General features: G+C 63.7%; 12 protein-coding genes. 7 read left to right on the top strand and 5 right to left on the bottom strand.

Translation table 11 applies throughout. The annotated features are described in order from the left end of the window. Positions 1-25: 25 nt before the first annotated feature. Complete coding sequence (locus J4G38_RS11635; protein WP_210519436.1) at positions 26-607, bottom strand: TMEM175 family protein; 582 nt, start codon at positions 605-607, stop codon at positions 26-28. Positions 608-732: 125 nt separating this feature from the next. On the opposite strand from J4G38_RS11635, the gene J4G38_RS11640 reads away from it, so the two are divergent. The 4 genes from J4G38_RS11640 (at position 733) to J4G38_RS11655 (ending at position 4,524) form a co-directional block, all read left to right on the top strand. After that, complete coding sequence (locus tag J4G38_RS11640; RefSeq protein ID WP_210519437.1) at positions 733-1,497, top strand: nucleotidyltransferase domain-containing protein; 765 nt, start codon at positions 733-735, stop codon at positions 1,495-1,497. A gap of 109 nt (positions 1,498-1,606) precedes the next feature. After that, positions 1,607-2,701, top strand: a complete 1,095-nt coding sequence (locus J4G38_RS11645; protein WP_226163362.1) for a DNA polymerase beta superfamily protein — start codon at positions 1,607-1,609, stop codon at positions 2,699-2,701. 362 nt (positions 2,702-3,063) lie between these two features. Beyond that, positions 3,064-3,981: a TIGR01777 family oxidoreductase gene (locus tag J4G38_RS11650; RefSeq protein WP_210519441.1), complete on the top strand. Its 918-nt coding sequence runs from the start codon at positions 3,064-3,066 to the stop codon at positions 3,979-3,981. A 12-nt stretch (positions 3,982-3,993) separates the two neighbouring features. After that, positions 3,994-4,524 (top strand): GbsR/MarR family transcriptional regulator, encoded by a 531-nt coding sequence (locus J4G38_RS11655; RefSeq protein WP_226163364.1) that lies wholly within the window; start codon positions 3,994-3,996, stop codon positions 4,522-4,524. A gap of 131 nt (positions 4,525-4,655) precedes the next feature. On the opposite strand, the gene J4G38_RS11660 is transcribed toward J4G38_RS11655, so the two are convergent. Beyond that, entirely contained in the window at positions 4,656-5,582 is a 927-nt protein-coding gene (locus J4G38_RS11660) for a hypothetical protein (RefSeq protein ID WP_210519443.1), read from the bottom strand. Positions 5,583-5,761: 179 nt separating this feature from the next. Between J4G38_RS11660 and J4G38_RS11665 the strand changes: the two genes are divergently transcribed. Beyond that, positions 5,762-6,739: an ADP-ribosylglycohydrolase family protein gene (locus J4G38_RS11665; RefSeq protein ID WP_210519445.1), complete on the top strand. Its 978-nt coding sequence runs from the start codon at positions 5,762-5,764 to the stop codon at positions 6,737-6,739. 90 nt (positions 6,740-6,829) lie between these two features. After that, positions 6,830-12,943: a carboxypeptidase-like regulatory domain-containing protein gene (locus tag J4G38_RS11670; RefSeq protein ID WP_210519447.1), complete on the top strand. Its 6,114-nt coding sequence runs from the start codon at positions 6,830-6,832 to the stop codon at positions 12,941-12,943. Here J4G38_RS11670 and J4G38_RS11675 read toward each other — a convergent pair whose 3' ends face one another. The 3 genes from J4G38_RS11675 to J4G38_RS11685 all read right to left on the bottom strand — a co-directional run bounded on the left by J4G38_RS11675 (position 12,944) and on the right by J4G38_RS11685 (position 17,137). Then, a complete protein-coding gene (locus J4G38_RS11675) occupies positions 12,944-13,423 on the bottom strand; it encodes a hypothetical protein (RefSeq protein ID WP_210519450.1) in 480 nt (159 codons plus the stop codon). Positions 13,424-13,660: 237 nt separating this feature from the next. Next, entirely contained in the window at positions 13,661-15,865 is a 2,205-nt protein-coding gene (gene katG / locus J4G38_RS11680) for a catalase/peroxidase HPI (RefSeq protein ID WP_210519497.1), read from the bottom strand. Between the two features lie 336 nt (positions 15,866-16,201). After that, complete coding sequence (locus tag J4G38_RS11685) at positions 16,202-17,137, bottom strand: NAD-dependent epimerase/dehydratase family protein (protein WP_210519452.1); 936 nt, start codon at positions 17,135-17,137, stop codon at positions 16,202-16,204. A 182-nt stretch (positions 17,138-17,319) separates the two neighbouring features. On the opposite strand from J4G38_RS11685, the gene J4G38_RS11690 reads away from it, so the two are divergent. Further along, positions 17,320-18,666: a glycoside hydrolase family 88/105 protein gene (locus J4G38_RS11690; protein ID WP_210519454.1), complete on the top strand. Its 1,347-nt coding sequence runs from the start codon at positions 17,320-17,322 to the stop codon at positions 18,664-18,666. Positions 18,667-18,695 lie beyond the last annotated feature (29 nt).

Here is an 18,695-nt window from a genome sequence, read left to right on the forward strand (position 1 = left end):
CCCACCTGCTCGTCGCGGCAATCTTTTAGACTTTCCCGGCCAGCATGCGCTCAATGCGCCGGTCCGGAATGAGCCACATCAGCGCCACGGCCACGTAGATGCCGCCCGCCACCCAAGGGTTCCAGAAGCTGGCCGCGATGCCAGCGCAGTAGAGCGGGGGGGAAGCCTTGCCCTTGTAATCGCGCCCAACCGCTCGGGCCAGTGTCGAATGTGGTCCTTCGATGGCGATGATGCAGTTCTGGAGTACATTGTAGGCCACGCCCGCCATCAGCAGCAGGCCCCCATACACGGCCAAGGTGGCGAGGGCGAAATGGTTTTCACCCATCCAGCCCGTGGCGAAGGGCACCAGTGAGAGCCAGAACAGCAGGTGTAGGTTGGCCCACAGCACACCGCCCGATACTTTGCTCGTGCTGGCCAGCATCATGTGGTGGTTGTTCCAGTAGATGCCAATGTAGATAAAGCTCAGTACGTAGCTGAGGACCACGGGCAGCAGCGGTTCCAGGGCCGCGAAATCGGCCCCGTGCGGCACCTTGATTTCCAGCACCATGATGGTGAGGATGATGGCCAGCACGCCATCGCTGAAAGCTTCGAGTCGTCCTTTGTGCATGGGGAGGGGCGCGGTCCGGTGCCAGTGTAAAAGTGATGCTGCGAAAGTAGGGCCACGTGGCGGCTCGTGCTACTTTCGTAGTGCTGCCGGTTGGCCGCGGCCCGATGAAAACCACTACATTGCCCATGCTAGCTCGCATCCCCACGGCCCTCGCCCACCTCGAAGCCACCCACGGCATTCGCATTCTGTACGCCTGTGAGTCGGGCAGTCGCGCCTGGGGCTTCCCCTCGCCCGATTCGGACTACGATGTTCGCTTCATCTACTGCCACCCCGCCGACTGGTACCTGACCCTGGACGAAGGCCGCGACACCCTAAACTTCCCGATGGACGAGGAACTGGACCTCGCCGGCTGGGAGCTGCGCAAGGCCCTGCGCCTGCTCCGCGCTTCCAACGCCTCCGTGTTTGAGTGGCTACAATCGCCTATAGTATATCACGAGGCGCTTGATTTTCGGGCGCGACTAGCCCCGCTTTTGCCGGCCGCCTTCAACCTAAAAGCCGGCCTGCACCACTACCTGGGCCAGCTGCGGCGCGGCGTGGAGGAAGACATGGCGGCGGAAGAAGTACGGTTGAAGCGCCTGTTCTACGCCCTGCGCTCGGCCCTGGCCGCCCGCTGGATTCGGGAGCGGCACACGCTGCCGCCCATGGAATTTGAGCCGTTGCGCGCACTGCTGCCGGTAGAGCTGGACCCCATGGCCAGTGAACTGCTGCGGGCCAAAGCCGAGGCAGACGAAATGACGACGGTGGCCCCACCTGCCGCGCTGGTCGAGTTTTTGCGGGCAGAATACGCCGCGAGTCAGGCGGAGCGCGATGTCCTGCCAATGCCGCGGGCCAGTAGCCTCGTCGGGGATATTGATGTGGTGTTTCGGGCGTTGCTCAGCGAAGCGTTGTAGCGCACTGTTTTTTGTAAGTGGGATTAATTAGTCGGATTTTGAAAAGGTTTTTCAACAAATAAACTGGTTGAATTAGCGGCCAGCTACTAATATTTTCCGCGCCATGCGAATGACTGGCACTTCCTTTCCCATGACCATTGCCGACCTGCGCCGCCAGAATCTTATTCTCTTCGAAGCCATCAGCGGGAGCCGGGCTTATGGCACCAATCTGCCGCATTCTGATACCGACCTCAAAGGCGTATTCATCCTGCCGGAAAACCAGTTTTTCGGCCTCGATTACGTATCGCAGGTGGCCAATGAAACCAACGATGAGGTATTTTATGAATTACGCCGTTTCGTCGAGTTATTGTTGAAAAATAATCCGACCGTGCTCGAATTATTGGGTACACCAGCCAACTGCGTTATTTATAAACACCCGCTTTTTGAGCAATTTAAAGCAGCGGATTTTCTCTCGAAACTTTGCCGTCAAAGCTTTGCTGAATACGCCGTGGCGCAAATTCGCAAAGCCAAAGGCCTGAACAAGAAAATCAATCATCCCGAGCCGCCGGCCCGCAAGTCGGTACTGGATTTCTGCTACGTGACGGTGGGCGCGGGAGCCCAGCCCGTGGCCGCCTGGCTGGACCGCCACGGCTACGAGGCCGCGCAATGCGGCCTGGCCAACGTGCCCCATCTCACCGATTTGTACGCGCTTTTTGTCGATGCAACGCCGCCGCGAATTCACGGCTACCGGGGCTTGTTGCGCGATGCCGAAACCTCCCAGGATGTGCTGCTTTCCGCCGTGCCGAAAGGAGAGGAGCCGGTGGCGTATTTGTCCTTCAACCGCAACGGCTACAGCGTGTATTGCCGCGCTTTTCGGGAGTATTGGGAATGGGTAGAAAAGCGTAATGCCGAGCGCTATCAAAATACCGTGCAGCACGGCAAAAATTACGACGCAAAAAATATGCTGCACGTATTTCGGCTGCTGCAAATGGCCGAGGAGATTGCCGAAACCCGGCAATTAAATGTGCACCGGCCGAATCGCGAATTCCTATTGCAAATCCGGCGCGGCGAATTTGAATACGAGGAATTAGTAGCCGAAGCAGAGAAACTAGTGGAACGGGTAGAATCAGCGTTTGCACACTCTCCCTTGCCGGATGCGCCCGATAAGGCCGCCGCTGAGAAACTCCTGATTCGGGTGCGGCAGGCGTTTTACCAAAGCGGCTAACGATAATCTAGGGGACGTCGTGCTGAGCACGATGTTCGGTTATCTATTCTCGTCACGAAGTGATTTGCGAGAGTGGGGTAGAGACGCAACACTTTGCGTTTCGTCGTTGAACGACTGGGGACGCACCGGACTGCGCAGTGATAACAATATCAGTAACGACAAGACGCAAAATGTTGCGTCTCTACCCCCACCTGATTTTCCTCAATCATTTCGCGATGAGTACAACGAAAGCACAACAGGCCGTTTATAAATAATGTATCACAAGTTTCAATAATTATTGAAACTTGTGATACATTTGTCTCGTCCAACGGAAACGCCCCGGAACTGACCGGTTGGCGGCTACCCAAATAGGGCAGAAGCGCATGCAACAACCGAAAATGGTCATTGCCGGGGGCAACGGGTTTCTGGGAAGCCACTTGCGCCGACACTTTCAGGCGCTTGGGTATCGGGTAGTTATCATTAGCCGGAGCGAGGCAGCCGGGCCCGATAACGTGCGCTGGGATGCCCATACGCCGGGCCCTTGGGCCGCTGAGCTCGAAGGGGCCGACGTGCTGGTGAACATGGCCGGCCGCACTGTGGACTGTCGCTACACCGATTCCAACCGGCGCGAAATCATGGCCAGCCGGGTGGAGAGTACCCGCGTGCTGGGCGCGGCCGTGGCCGCCTGCCTGGTGCCGCCCAAAGTGTGGCTCAACTCCTCCACGGCCACTATTTATGCCGATACCGAAGGCGACCAGCCGGCTAATACCGAAGCGGCGGGCATCATCGGGACGGGCTTTTCGGTTGAGGTGGCCAAAACCTGGGAAGCGGCGTTCGAGGCTTGCGCCGTGCCGGCCACGCGCAAGGTGGCTTTGCGCACTTCCATTGTGCTGGGGCGCGATGGCGGCGCGTTCCCGGTAATGGCGAAGCTGGCCGGGCTGGGCCTGTGCACGCCGCAAGGCACTGGCCGGCAGTGGGTGAGCTGGCTGCACGTGGAGGATTTTTGCCGGGCCGTGGAGTTTCTGGCCACGCAAACCACCGAAGGCGGGGCTTTCAACGTTTGCGCGCCCAATCCGCTACCGAACCGCGAGTTCAACGGGCTGCTGGGCCAGGGGCTGCGCCCGCTGCTGCGCCTGCCCCAGCCGAAATGGCTGCTGGAAATCGGCGCTTTGATGTTGCGCACCGAAACCGAATTGATACTCAAAAGCCGCAAAGTATACCCGCAGCGCCTGCTGGATTTGGGCTTCACCTTTCACTATCCCACCTGCAAGCCGGCCATTTGCAGCCTGCTCAGCACCTAAACTACTTTCCCGATGAACCCTACCAATTCCTCCGGCCTTCCGCTGGCCGAAGCCAAAGCGCGATTCATCCACACCTGGGGCGTGTCGGGCGCGAGCTGGGGCGTGAGTAAAACCCTGGCCCAGGTGCACGCGCTGCTGCTGGTGAGCCCGGCCGCGCTGAGCACCGAAGACATCATGGACCAGCTGAAAATATCGCGCGGCAACGCCAGCATGACCGTGCGCGAATTGCTCGATTGGGGCCTGATTTATAAGGAGCTGCGTCCCGGCGAGCGGCGCGAGTTCTTCGTGGCCGAGAAGGACATGCTGCAAGTCACGCGTTGCATCATCCGGGCCCGCAAGCGCCGCGAGCTCGACCAGATGAAGCGCAGCCTCGACCAGCTGGCCGCCCTGCCCGGCGATGCCGCCGACCCCGAATACCGGGCTTTCCACGCCGTGCTGGCCGATATTCAGCAGCTGGCCACGGTGTCGGATAAGATGCTTACGCGTCTCATGCAGGCCGAAAAAAGCTGGTTTTGGGACAAGTTTATCAAGCTGTTTATGTAGCAGCCACGGTTGCCCAAGCCCGGTGCGGCGCGCAGACATCGCATGCACACCCGCCAATTTTCGGGCGGAAGCTTCTCGGGCATCGCGCCGATGCCGGCGGCCGGCCAGTAGCCCGCAGTGCCGACGGCGGCCTACCGGGCTACGGATATATTGGACGCTACTTTCACCAACTCGCCGATGGCAACTTCCGTGCTGCCCACCATGCCTACGTGCAGCGTGAGGCCGGGCCCCAGCACACTGCCATCGAGCTGTTGCTCCTGCACATAGAGGGCTTTGGTGGGATTGGCGAAGTGCAGCCAGTTTACCGGCTTGCCCAGAAAATTCCCTTTTAGCAGACGGGCATCGTCGCGCTCAAACCCAAATTCCCGGAAAAAGTAGGAGGGGTGCCGTCCCACGTACACCGTCAGGATTTCGCGACCCGGCGTGCCCAGCGGCCGGTAGTGGTGAAAGTTGAAAACCTGGAAGTCATATTTCTGGTCGGTGCTCAAGGCGAAGTCGGTGGGCAGGTCAATGCTGAGCTTTTTGGCGGAGCCCAGCACGGCGGGAGTTTCGGTGTGGGCCGTGCGGTTGACCTGCCGCGGTCCCACTTTCAGCGACCCGAACACCCGGGCCGATAGGGCCTCGAAATCAGCTCGGTGCGCATAGGCGGCGGGGTTGATATAGGCGGCGAGGCGGAAAACGGTGTTGTCGGGCAGTTTCACCAGCAACGAGTTGACGAGGATGGCCGCCTGGGTGGTGTCAAATTTTATCGGGGTTGAGAGGGTCGTGAACAGCTGGCCATCGTCGGCGAGGACGGTGGTTTTTGCGCCGATTGACAAGCTTTCCTCCCCGGCAAACCGGGCCACCGATTTTTTGTCGCCCGTTGCAAAAAGCTCCTGTGCGAAGAAAACCAGCCGGCTGGCTTGCGCATCAAGCACAATGCGGGTTTCCAGGTTGGCGTTGCGGTCGGTCGACATAATATCGGTGGGCCGGGCGCTGCTGACGGCGGCGGCCGGAAAATCGGCGAATGCCCGGTCGTTGAGAACCGAGAGGTGCCGGGACAGCTTGGTCGTGGCCAAGGGCTGCGCATTGGCGCAAAAGCTGATTGCCGCCAGTAAAAGGGCTGCCCCGCAGCAGCGTAGTGCGAAATGGTAGCTCATTATCATTGAAGCGGCCGGAAGGAAATGGGGGGGAACAGTTGCGGACTGCCAGTCAAAGGTCCGTTCGCGGTTGCGGCCAAAGCTACTACCTTGTGCCCATGCAACTACCTCTTCTGCCTGCTGCCGCCCGCGCCGCCCTGCTGGGCCTGGCCGTGGGCGACGCCCTCGGCGTGCCCGTGGAATTCCAGCCCCGCCAGGCCCGCGTGCTCGACCCCGTGACCGGGATGCGCGCCTACGGTACGCACCGCCAGCCGGCCGGGACCTGGTCCGATGACTCCTCGCTGACTTTTTGCCTGGCCGAAACCCTGGCCCGGCCCAATGGCCGGACGGGCATGCCGGACCTGGGCGATTTCGCCCGTCGCAGCATCAACTGGCTGTACCATGAATACTGGACTGCCACGAATCAGACGTTCGATGTGGGTAATGCTACCCGCATTGCCATCGACCGCATGCAACGGGGCACCGCGCCCTCGGCAGCCGGCCCGCGCTCCGAATCCGACAACGGCAACGGCGCGCTGATGCGCATTTTGCCGCTGGTTTTTCACGACACCTGGCAAGCGGAAAACCTGAATCTTGATGCCGCCTGGGCGCTGACCGAAGCCGTGGCGAGCGTCACGCATGGCCACCCACGCTCCACGCTGGGCTGTTTTCTGTATTTGCTGGTGGCGCGGGGCCTGTTGGCCGGAAATTCAATCGGCGCAGCTTATGAGCAGATGCGCCAATTGGCTGGCCCGTGGCTGAAAAACGGCAGCATTCCCGCCGTTGTGGAAGACCGGTACTATCAAGCGGTGCTCAATGGCAAGCTGCCAGGCTTGGAGGAAAGCAATATTTCCTCCACCGGCTACGTGGTTCACACCCTCGAAGCGGCCCTTTGGTGCCTGCTGAAGCACGATACCTACGCCGCCACCGTGCTGGCCGCCGTGAACCTCGGCGACGACACCGATACCACCGGGGCGGTGGCCGGCGGCCTCGCCGGGCTGGCGTATGGCGAAGCCGGTATCCCGGCCGGGTGGCTGGCCGTGCTGGCCCGTCGCGCCGACATCGAGAGCCTGGCCGAGCGACTGGTAGGGGAGTAAGCCCCGATTTTTTTTATGCGCCAGCCCGTGTGAATTCAGCTGCGGGGCGGCATCAGGCTACCAATTCCCTGGCCTTTTGCTCCGCTGCGCATGTCTTCACGTCTACTTTGCCTCCTGCTGATTTTTCTGCTGAGCGCGCCCGTGGTGCGGGCCCAACAACCGGTGGCCAAGGCCCGGCAAAGCAGCTATTTCACCAAGACTTTCCGCCTGACCGACGCCCAGGCCCGGCAGCTGTATGAGCAAGGGCTGAGCTCAGCCCGGGCCGAATTCTTCACCCAGGTCGTGGATTCTTTCGCGACCGATAGCGCGCAGGTGCCGCGCCCCATGCTGCCGTTGGGCTACTACCTGGTGGCGCACACCGAGGGCCCGCAGCTGGTGTACTGGCTGCGCTCCGAAACCGACCGGCAGGTGATTGTCCTGGACAACCAGGTGGATTTGAGCGTGCTGGTGCGCGACACCCTGGGCCGGCCGCTGACCGATGCCCAACTGCGGCTGCACGGCCACATGGTGCCCTATGACGCCGCCAGTGGGGTTTTTCGCCGCGCCCGCCGGGGCCGGCCGGGGCTGCTGGCCCTCACCGTGGGCGGGCGCACCACCTACCACGCCCTCACCCGCAATGCGGCTATTCCGGGCCACGGCCGAAGCCGGGGCTACTGGCACCGCCTGGGAAACCGGTTGCTCTACGGCTTTCCGGTGGGCTACGCGAGCCGGCCGGGGCAGCAATTCGTGCGCGACCTGCACCATGCTTCGGGGGTGAATACCGGCCTGATTGGCCTGCTGCGCTCGGTTTTCAACGAAGACGTGCGCGATGAGCGTCAGGAGCGCCGCTCGGACCCCGACAACCACTCCGGCCACCAAACGCACTGGACCGGCTACCTCGCCCTCAGCCAGCCCCGCTACCGCCCGCACGGCGACACCCTGCGCCTGAAAGCGCGGGTGCTGCGCCGCCGCAACGGCCACCCGTATTCCCGGCCGCTGGGCCTGTGGCTGGGCACCGAATATGGCCAGCGGGAGCGGCGGCTGGCTATTCTGCGCCCGGTGCGGCCCGGCAGCTACGAGCTGGTGCTGCCTCTGCCGGACTCCCTCAACCTGAAATCCGACACCCAGCCCACCCTGCGCCTGCGCACCCGGCGCGGCCGGCAGCTGCTGGAAACCACGTTTCGAGCCGAGGACTACGAGCTGGACGACACGCATTACGCCCTGCGCCTGGCCCACGCCGAGCACCGCGCCGGCGAAGCCCAGGCCGTGTACCTGCGCGGCACCGATGCCAACGAGCTCAGCCTGCTCGATGCCCGGTTGCACCTCGCTCTCACGCCTAATGGGCAGCCGGGCCCGTTTGCCGGCCGGCAATTATTCGTGCCCGACACGCTATTTACCCACCGCCAGCCGCTGGATGCCGTGGGCGAAACCCGCGTGAACGTGCCCGAAAGCAGCTTTCCGGCCGCTGATTTGGCCTATACCGTGACGGGAACCTTCCTCAATGCCGACAACGAGCGGCACCAGGAAACCGCCCCCGCCCGGCGCCACCTCGACCCCGGCCAGCTGCGTCTGGAGCTGCGCGCCGACTCGGTGCTGCTGCGCTATGAGTGGGCCGGGCGGGCTTCGGTGCCGCACGCGGCCACCCTCACGGTGCGGGGCAGCGCCACCGGCGGCCCGGCGGTAGCCCTGGTCACGCAGCGCCTCACGCTGCCCGCCCGCCTGCTGCTCGACCCGCGCGCCATTGCCTATGAGGTGGCCGATAGCGCCGGCCGCGTGGCCCAATTGGCCCTGACCGAAACCAACGCCGCCGTGGCATTAAACGCCGAGCGCACCACCGATTCGCTGTTTCTGCACCTCGACAACCCGCGTCGGCTGCCCGTGCGCTACTTCCTCTACCGGGGCAACCGACTGGTGCGGCGGGGACAGGGGGCGGTGCCGAAGCTACAGCTTGCCCTCCGCGCCGCTGGTTCGGAGCCGTGGTACGTGTCGCTGCACTACTGGTGGGGCGACAAGATGCGGGCCGCCGAATACACCGTGCCGCTGGCCCGGCACCAGCTCACGGTGCGGGCCGAGCAGGCCGCCGTGGCCTACCCCGGCCAGCGCCTGGAGCTGCAATACACCGTGACCGACGTGGCCGGCCGCCCCGTGCCCGATGCCGACCTTACCAGCTACGCCTACACCAGCAAGTTTGCCCGCGCCGACGTGCCAAGGTTGCCCAATTATGAGCCCTACGTGCCGGGAAGGGCCTCGCGGCGACGCTTTGGGCTGGCGGCCGGCTTCGAAAATGACGCCGAAAAGCCCGCCGCGAAACCATTGCCCTGGGCGGCCTGGCGGGGCCGATTGGGGCTCGATTCGCTGCGGTTCTACCAGTTTCTGTACCCCGAGGGCGGTTTTTTCTACGAGTACCGCAAGGCGCCGGCAGGCCTCACGCAGTTCGCGCCTTTCGTGCTCGACCACGGCGTGGAAGTCCCCATCCTGGCTATTTACGTCAACGGCCTGCCGGTCTGGATTCACGACGTGAGTGCGCCCGAAGCCTATTCCGTAGTGGCCGCTGCGGGCTTGTGCCGCCTGAGCCTGCGCACGGCGGAGCACCTGCTCACGCTGCCCGAAATGTTCCTGCGCGCCGGCTGCAAGCTCACGCTCAGCGTGGATATCAACGCCGTTTGCCAGGAGTTCAAAATAGAAAAGCGCGGCTCCCTGCGGCCCGAGGAGCGGCTGAACCTTGCCCGCTCGCTGGTCCTGTTCGAGCAAAACGAAACGCTGAAACACGCCTTCCCGACCTGGCACGCGGCCGGCGAGGCTGGCCCGCTGGTGCTGGGCCAGGGCCAACGCTGGCAGCAGGTGCGCTGGAACAATGGCTCGGGGTCCTGGCTGGCGGGGCCGTTCCGGCCCGATTCGGTGGCCCTGCGCCGGGCCGATGGCCTGCGTGCCACTTTCGTGCCCGAGCCGCTGTACCACTACCGCTTCCGGTCCGGCGAAATGCGCCTGCGCAGTGCCGTGCCAGGTGATTACGGCCTGCTGACCGGCAGCGGCTACGACGGGCACAACGGATTGCGGCCGTGGGAAAAGGGCCGCCTGCCGCTGGGCGATTTTGCGCTGTCGCCGGCGCAGGTGCTGGCCAGTTTGCAGCCCCAATCCGCGCCGGAAATGTGGCCGGCGGTGCCCATTATTATCTTCGAAACCAAGCCCGGCCAGGGGCGGCTGCTGGTGCGCCAGCCCGGCTGGCCGCGTGCGCTGGTGCCCGCGCTGCCCGCCGTGCGCTGGCTGCGCCTCATCTCCGTTGTCAAGGGCGCCAAGCCGCGCTACGCCCCCGGTAACCGTGCTTTCGAAGGCCTCGCGCCGGGCGCTTACCGCCTCGTTCTACTGCTGGCCGACAGCAGCACGCTGGCCCCGGCCGAGCCTGTGCTCATTCAGCCCAACGGCACCACCTACGTGCAGCTGCTGGCCGCCGACCACCAGCCGCCCGGCCCGCAAGGCCACGCCTTCAACCGGCAGCTGCGCCGCGATTTTGCCCTGCCGCCTGTACCGCCAATACGCAAGGAAATGCGCACGGAAAGGCCCGTCAATGTGCCTTTTTCCTGGCAAACCGTGGTTGGCCGGGTGGTCGATATCAGCACCAACCAAGGGTTGCCCGGCGTGACTGTGCTGGTGAAAGGTACCACGCTGGGCTCTTCGACCAACGCGAAAGGTGACTTTGAGCTGGCCATGCCCAATGCGGTGGCTACCCTTGCTTTTAGCAGCGTCGGCTTCGTTTCGCAGGAGCGGGCGGTGCACGCCGACGAACAGGTTTTCATTGGTTTAAGCGTCGATTCAAAGCAGCTGGAGGAAGTGGTAGTGGTGGGTTATGGAACGCAGCGGCGGAGCGACCTGACCGCCTCAGTTTCCACAACCATGCTGAATACGCTCAGTGGAAAAGTCAGTGGCGTGAACATTGGGAACACGGGCTGGCGAATAACTATTCGAGGCAGCAGCGCCCTGAGCAGCAGTGTTGCCGCGCCGCTGCTCATCGTCAATGGCCTGCCGATGAACATCCGGCTGGCTGATTTAGACCCCGCCGCCATTGCCAGCATGTCCGTTTTGTCCGGGGCTTCAGCCGTCGGCATGTATGGCAGCCGGGCGAGCGGGGGCGTCATCATTATCACCACCAAAACCGGCATGGCGGCCGGGCCAGGGGTTATTCCCGGCCTGCCCACCGGGCCGGAAGGCGGCTCCGACCCGCGCCTGGCGCTGCGCCGAAACTTCCGCGACTACGCCTGGTGGCGGCCCACGCTCGTCACCGATGCCCAGGGCCAGGCCCGCACCACCGTCATCCTGCCCGACGACGTGACCGGCTGGGACACGTTTGCGCTGGTGTCAGACGACCACGGCCGGCTGGGCAGCGCCACCGCCCGCCTGCGCGCCTTCAAAGCCCTGCGCGCCGAGCTGGCCGTGCCTCGCTTCCTGGTGGCCGGCGACGAAGTCCGCATTCTGGGCAAAACGCTGAATTACCTGCCCGATACGGCCCAGGTCGTCACCAGCTTCCGGGTGGGCGACGGCCCGGCCCGCACCCAGGCGCACCGCGTGGCCACGTCTGTGCTCGACACCCTCACCGTGGCCGCGCCCGCCACCGGGGCCGATTCTATTCAGCTGACCTACAGCCTGCGCCAGCCCAGCGGCTACCAGGACGGCGAGCAGCGCACCGTGCCCATTCTGCCGGCCGGTAGCCGCGAAACGGTGGGCACGTTCGCCGTGCTCACCGCCGCCGACACCACGCTCACGCTGCCCGTCGACCCCCGCCTGGGCGAGGTGCAGGTGCGCATCGAAGCCGACGCCCTGCCCGTGCTGCTGCGCGAAATCGAGCACCTGAACCGCTACGCTTACCTCTGCAACGAGCAAATGGCGTCCAAGCTCATCGGCTTGCTTTTGAGCCAGCGCATTATGGCGCTACAGCACCAGCCTTTTACTCAGGAAAAAAACGTCCGCATACTCATTCGCCGTCTGCTGGCTGGCCGCCACCAGCCGGAGGGCCTCTGGGGGACCTGGCCGCAGGCCGCGCCCAGCCCCTGGGCCACGCTGCACGTTCTCGATGCGCTGCTGGCCGCCGAAAAGCAGGGCTACGCGGTGAAATTTGAGCGGGGTAAAGTCCGCGCCTACCTGCTGAGCGAGCTGGACCTGACCTTCGATATTACAACCCCCAAAACCGGCTATCCAGCCTACACGGGCTATTTCCGGCTCGATGACGACCGGCTGCGCCTTCTGCAGCTGCTGCATTGCCTGGGTGCGCCCCTCGATTATGCCTCTTATCTGCTGCGCCTCGGCCGGGGCCAGCACGGCCGCCAGCCCCTCGACCGTGCCCTCGCACTCACGGAATTTCGCCAGCAGCTTCAACTGCCCGTGCGGCTCGATTCTCTGCGCCGTTTCCGTTTTGCAACCCAGTTGGGAGGCGTTTTCTACGCCGATACGCTGCACCCCACCAGCTACTACCAGCACCTGCTGGCGGGCCGCATTGCCGCTACTTTGCAGGTCTACCGCATTTTGCGCACTGCCGGTGGCCAAACAGCCGAGCTGCTGCGCCTGCGCACGTTCCTGCTCAACCAGCGCAACGGCGGCCACTGGGCCAGCACCTACGAAACCGCCCAGATTCTCGAAACCATTGGCCCGGATTTATTGGCCGGCAGCTCGACGGCGCTGCTGGCCGCCACCGTGGAACTTGGCGGTGGGGGAGAAGCCGGCCAGCCGGTGGCCTTGCCCTACGTAGCCAAGCACCCGGCCCGCGCTGGCTCACTCACGCTCCACAAGCAAGGAGCACTGCCGGTCTACGCCACCGTCTATCAAACCCGTTGGAATCCTGCGCCCGCCGCGCAGGCCGCGCCGTTCACGGTCAGCAGTGTGCTGGATGGGCAGCGCGGCAATTCGGTTCGGCTCAAGGCCGGCCAGCCGGTTGAGCTGGTTGTGACCGTGGACGTGCGCGCCGAAGCCCGCTACGTGCTGCTCGAAATTCCGGTTCCGGCCGGCTGCTCCTACGCGCCACACGCCGCACCAAACCGGTACGAAACGCACCGCGAGTACCTGCGCCACCAAACCGGTATTTTCCTCGACCTGCTGCCCGTGGGCCGCCACACGTTCCGCGTGGCTTTGCAGCCGCGCTACCCCGGCCGCTACACCCTCAACCCCGCCAAAGCGGAGCTGGTTTATTTCCCCACCCGCTTTGGGCGCGAGGCCAGCAAGCGCGTGACGGTGCGTTGATTACTGAACGGCCGGCACCAGCTTTACGCCGGTGAACTGCTGCGGATTTTCGACCGAGGCAATGGGCTCGATGGTCAGCCGCTTGTCGTACTTGCTCACGTTGGCCAGCTTCAGCAGCGAGGTATAGTCGGCGGTGTGCCCGCTCTTGGTTTTAATGAAAAAACTGTTGACGTGCAGCGTGGCCGGGTCGTAGCTGACCTCCAGGGCAGTCGTGTCGCGCCAGTAGGTGTAAAGGGCTTCCGTGCCGCCGGTCGCCGATTCGCGGGGCGTTTGGTCGTGGTCGGGCCGAACGGACTGGCTGACTAAGGGCCGGGCAATTTCGTCGGCATTCATGCCAACAAGTGCGGGTACATCAAAGGCCCGGCTCACCGTCGGAACGGTGGATACGGTAGGAGTTTCGGAAGCCGGCCGGTCGGTGCTGGCGCAGCCCAGCAGGAGGGCCAGCGATAAAAAAGGGATGTAGCGCATGTCAGTTTTCAAGTAGGGAGAGCGGGGTTTTACGCAGATATTCCGGAAATAGCTGAAATTCATCCCCGAATTGTCCCGCGTGCAGCAGGTTGCGGCACAAATCAGGCCGGTTGCCCGGCCTCAGCCAGCCCGCTGCCCGCCGCGCTTCCTGTGGAACAAGCGGCAGTTCAGCGCCACAAAAAAGGCCCGTCGCGCGACGGGCCTTTCTTTTGTGGCGACCCCTGAATGGGGCCATTGCTAACCCGGCGCTTAGGCCAGGTCGAATCGGTCCAGGTTCATCACCTTGGTCCAGGCGGCCACGAAGTCGCGCACGAACTTCTCGGTAGCGTCGCTCGTCGCGTAGACTTCGGCGAGGGCCCGCAGCTCCGAATTCGAGCCGAAGATGAGGTCCACGCGGGTACCGGTCCACTTCACCACGTTGGTTTTGCGGTCGCGGCCTTCGAACACCTCGTCATCGTCCGAAATGGCTTTCCAGGTGGTGCCCATGTCCAGCAGGTTCACGAAGTAGTCGTTGGTGAGCACGCCCGGCCGGTCGGTGAAGACGCCGTGCCTGGAGTGGTCGAAGTTGGTGTTCAGCGCCCGCAGGCCACCCACCAGCACCGTCATTTCCGGCGCGGTCAGGGTCAGGAGCTGGGCTTTGTCGACCAGCATGGCCTCAGCTACGGCAATATGATTGGCGCTGAGGTAATTGCGGAATCCGTCGGAATCGGGTTCGAGGGCCGCGAATGACTGCACGTCGGTTTGCTCCTGCGAAGCATCAGCCCGGCCGGCGGCAAAGGGCACTTTTACGTCGTGGCCGGCTTCCTGCGCGGCCTGTTCGATGCCGGCGGAACCGCCCAGCACAATCAGGTCGGCTAGCGAAACCTGCTTACCGCCCGCCTGCGCGGCGTTGAATTCCTGCTGAATGCCTTCCAGCGTGTCCAGCACTTTGGCCAGCTCGGTGGGGTTGTTGGCTTCCCAGTATTTCTGGGGAGCCAGCCGGATGCGTCCGCCATTGGCCCCGCCCCGCTTGTCGGAACCCCGGAACGTGGAGGCCGCCGCCCAGGCCGTGGACACCAGCTGCGGCACCGACAGGCCGGAAGCCAGCAGCCTGGCCTTCAGCTCGGTAACATCGGCTTCGTCAATCTGCTCATACGTGGTGGCGGGGATGGGGTCCTGCCAAATCAGCTCCTCGGTGGGCACTTCGGGGCCCATGTAGCGGGCGCGGGGGCCCATGTCGCGGTGCGTGAGCTTGAACCAGGCGCGGGCGAAGGCATCGGCAAACTCCTCGGGGTGCTCGTGGAAACGGTGGGAGATTTTCTCGTAGGCCGGGTCCACGCGCAGGGCGATATCGGACGTCAGCATGAAGGGCGCGTGCGACTTCGCCGGGTCGTGGGCATCCGGAACAGTGCCGGCGCCGGCATTGTCCTTTGGTTTCCACTGGTTGGCACCGGCGGGGCTGTGGGTCAGCTCCCACTCGAAGCCGAAGAGGTGCTTGAAGTAGTCGTTGCTCCACTGGGCGGGCGTGGTGGTCCAGGCGCCTTCCAGGCCGCTGGTAATGGTGTCGCCGGCGTTGCCGCTGCCGAACGAGTTTTTCCAGCCGCGGCTCTGCTCCGCGATGCCTGCCGCTGCCGGCTCGTGCTCAATGTATTTGCTGGGGTCGGCCGCGCCGTGGGTTTTGCCGAAGGTGTGGCCGCCGGCAATCAGAGCCACCGTTTCTTCGTCGTTCATGGCCATGCGGCCGAAGGTTTCGCGAATGTCGTGGGCCGAGCCCAGCGGGTCCGGGTTGCCGTTCGGGCCTTCCGGGTTCACGTAGATAAGGCCCATCTGCACGGCCGCCAGCGGGTTTTCCAGCTCGCGGCCGGTGGTGTAGCGCTTGTCGCCGAGCCATTCTTTTTCCGAACCCCAGTACACTTCCTCCTGCGGCTCCCACACATCGGCGCGGCCACCCGAGTAGCCGAACGTCTTGAAACCCATCGATTCCAGCGCGCAGTTGCCGGCCAGAATCATCAGGTCGGCCCACGAAATCTGCTTGCCGTATTTCTGCTTCACCGGCCAGAGCAGCAGGCGGGCTTTGTCGAGGTTGGCGTTGTCGGGCCAGCTGTTGAGCGGCGCAAAGCGCTGCATGCCGGAGCCCGCGCCCCCGCGGCCGTCGGCGATGCGGTAGGTGCCGGCGCTGTGCCAGGCCATCCGGATAAAGAAGGGGCCGTAGTGACCGTAGTCGGCGGGCCACCAGTCCTGCGAATTGGTCATCAGCTCGAACAGGTCCTGCTTCACGGCAGCGAAGTCGAGCTTCTGGAATTCCTCGGCGTAGTTGAAATCCTCACCCATCGGGTTCGACAGGGCCGAGAACTGGCGCAGGATGTTCAGCCGCAGCTGGTTGGGCCACCAGTCCCGGTTGCGCATGCCGCTGCCGGCACTTTGCTGTATCGAACCACCCAAAAACGGGCATTTACCCCCCGAAGGGTCGTTCATGAAGAATTCAGTGGTGTTCGATGCGGGTTCGTGGCCCGTTGGTTCGTGTCCCATACTTGTTCTGGTTGTAAATTAGGTGGTTCCGATAGTAAGGCTCCGATAATTGCTATGAGGCTAGTTTCCTCAAAAACAATGTGTTACGAAAACACTTTGTGGCGACAAATTGTTATTGCCTCCGTAAAAATAACTACCCCAGGGCTAAGTTGTTCGGGTGGCCCAGTCCACCGGCTGGGGATGGCGCGGCGGCGGCACTCTGGTCAGCCCGTGCGGCTACCCCGCGCGCTCATCCAGTGGGACAAGCTCACCCTGACGACCCATTTTCCGGAATATGGAATATTAGGCTTTTCGGGCCCTGGAGGCTGGTTTGGTGGTGGCGCTGGTTTTGGCGTCGCGCCAGCTGTATTCGGGCTCGTAGCCCAGCTCGCGGCGGGCTTTTTCGATGGAAAGCAGCGTTTCGTGCCGGCCCAGCTTTTTGCGCACTTCCACGGTGGGGAATACTTCGGCCATGAGGTCGGTCGAGGATTTCGACATCACGGTATCGGCGTTGGCGATGATGAAGGCGTGCATGCCGGTGGCCGGCCACTCCACGGCTTTGCGGATGGCCTGGGCGCCGTCGCGGGCGTCGATGTAGGCCCACATGTTCCACATGCGCTCCTTGGGGTCGTCGTTGTAGGCCGGGAATTTGGCGTAGTCGGCGGGCTCCATCACGTTGGAAAAGCGCAGGCCGATGAGCTTCATGTCCGGGGTTTGGTAGCAGAACTGGCGGGCCATGTCCTCCATCAGCACCTTGGCCAGGGCGTAGGCGCTTTTGGCGCGCAGCGGGTAGTCCTCGTCCACGGGCGCGTAGGGGGCGGCTTCATCGAAGGGCTCGCCCAGCGTGGTTTCGCTGCTGGCCCAGATGACGTTGCGGATGCCCAGCCGGCGGGCGGCCTCGAACACGTTGTAGGTGCTCATGATGTTGTTCTGGAAGATGTGGGCATCGGGGACCATGCGCGGGGTGGGGATTGCCGCCAGGTGCACCACCGCGTCAAAAGCCTGCGCAGCCACGCCCGCATAAATCTCCTGGCCCACGGAGGAAAGCGCATCCAGCGTCTGGCCGAAATCGGCGAGGTCGGCCACCATGTGGGGCACGGATTTGTCGGCCGCCACGGTATCGACCACGAATACGTCGTAGCCGTGGGCCTGCAAATCGGCTACGCACACTTTGCCCAGCTTGCCGGTGCCGCCCGTCACCAGCACGCGGGGGCGGGGCTTTTGATTGGTTGATTTCATTGAAGTAGAATAGGGGGTAGGTTGGTGGCCGGCTATACGGGAATTGGGGCAGAAAAACCGGGCCGCAGGGAGGCAAAAAAGCAAAAAGCCCGAAGCAGGACACCGCAGGAGAATCTGCCCCTACCCGGCTGCTACCTTGCCCCAATCAACGCCGGCAGCTCTGCCCGCCAATCCCACCCGCCATGCGCTTCCTCTCCAAAACCCACCTGCCGGCCCTGCTCTTGCTGCTGGCTGCCACACCCCTCCACGCCCAAAAAGCCAACGATGCCACCACCCCGCTGCACCTGCTCAAGCCCGACTACCCCATCCCCTACGGCCAAACCACCGCCGAGAACGTGAAGCAGGTCCTCGACCGCGTGTACGCCTACCTCGATGCCGCCACACCCGCCGAGCTGGTCGATAAAACCACCAACACCCCCATCACCGACCGCCGCAAATTCAACCCCGACGCCATCATCAGGCCCGGCGATTTCCGCCTCACCAGCTACGAGTGGGGCGTGACCTACGCCGGCATGCTGCGCGCCTCCGAAACCACCGGCGACCCCAAATACGCGGCCTACACCGCCAGCCGCCTGAAGTTTCTGGGGGAGCTGGTGCCCTACTTCCGCGAGTACCAGACCGCGCACCCCGAGGCGGCCACGCCCGTGCGCTCCATCCTTCAGCCCCACGCGCTGGACGACGTGGGGGCCATCTGCGCGGCCATGATTAAGACCCAGCGCCTCGACCCCACCGCCAACCTGCGGCCCATGATTGACCCGTTCATGAGCTACATCATGACCAAAGAATTCCGCCTCCCCGATGGCACGCTGGCCCGCAACCGCCCCCAGCCCAACACCCTCTGGCTCGACGACCTGTTTATGAGCATCCCGGCGCTGGCCCAGATGGGTAAGCTCACCGGCGAGGCCCGCTACTACGACGAGGCCGTGAAGCAACTCACCCAGTTTGCCCCGCGCATGTTCGATAAGCAAAAGGGACTCTACATGCACGGCTGGGTGCAGGGCATGGCCGAGCACCCCGAATTCCACTGGGCCAGGGCCAACGGCTGGGCCATCCTCACCAAAGTGGAATTGCTCGACGTGCTGCCCGCCAACCTCCCCGGCCGCCCGGCGGTGCTGGAGCTGCTGCGCGCCCACGCCCGCGGCCTTGCGGCCCAGCAAAGCGGCTCCGGTTTCTGGCACCAGCTCCTCGACCGCAACGACAGCTACCTCGAAACATCGGCCACGGCCATCTACGCCTACGCCATCGCCCACGCCGTGAACCAGGGCTGGCTCGATGCCCAGGCCTACGCCCCCATGGCCCTGCTGGCCTGGAACGCCGTGAGCACCAAAGTCAATGCCCAGGGCCAGGTAGAAGGCACCTGCGTAGGCACCGGCATGGGCTTCGACCCGGCCTTCTACTACTACCGCCCCGTGAACGTGTACGCCGCCCACGGCTACGGCCCCGTGCTGCTGGCCGGTGCCGAAATCACCCAGCTCCTCAAGCAGCACCCGTATGGCATCAACGACAGCTCGGTACAGGTGGGAAAGTAGTAACGGTTAGGTTGAAATGAGCCATTCAT

Source organism: Hymenobacter terricola (assembly GCF_017921975.2).
Taxonomy (GTDB): Bacteria; Bacteroidota; Bacteroidia; order Cytophagales; family Hymenobacteraceae; genus Hymenobacter; species Hymenobacter terricola.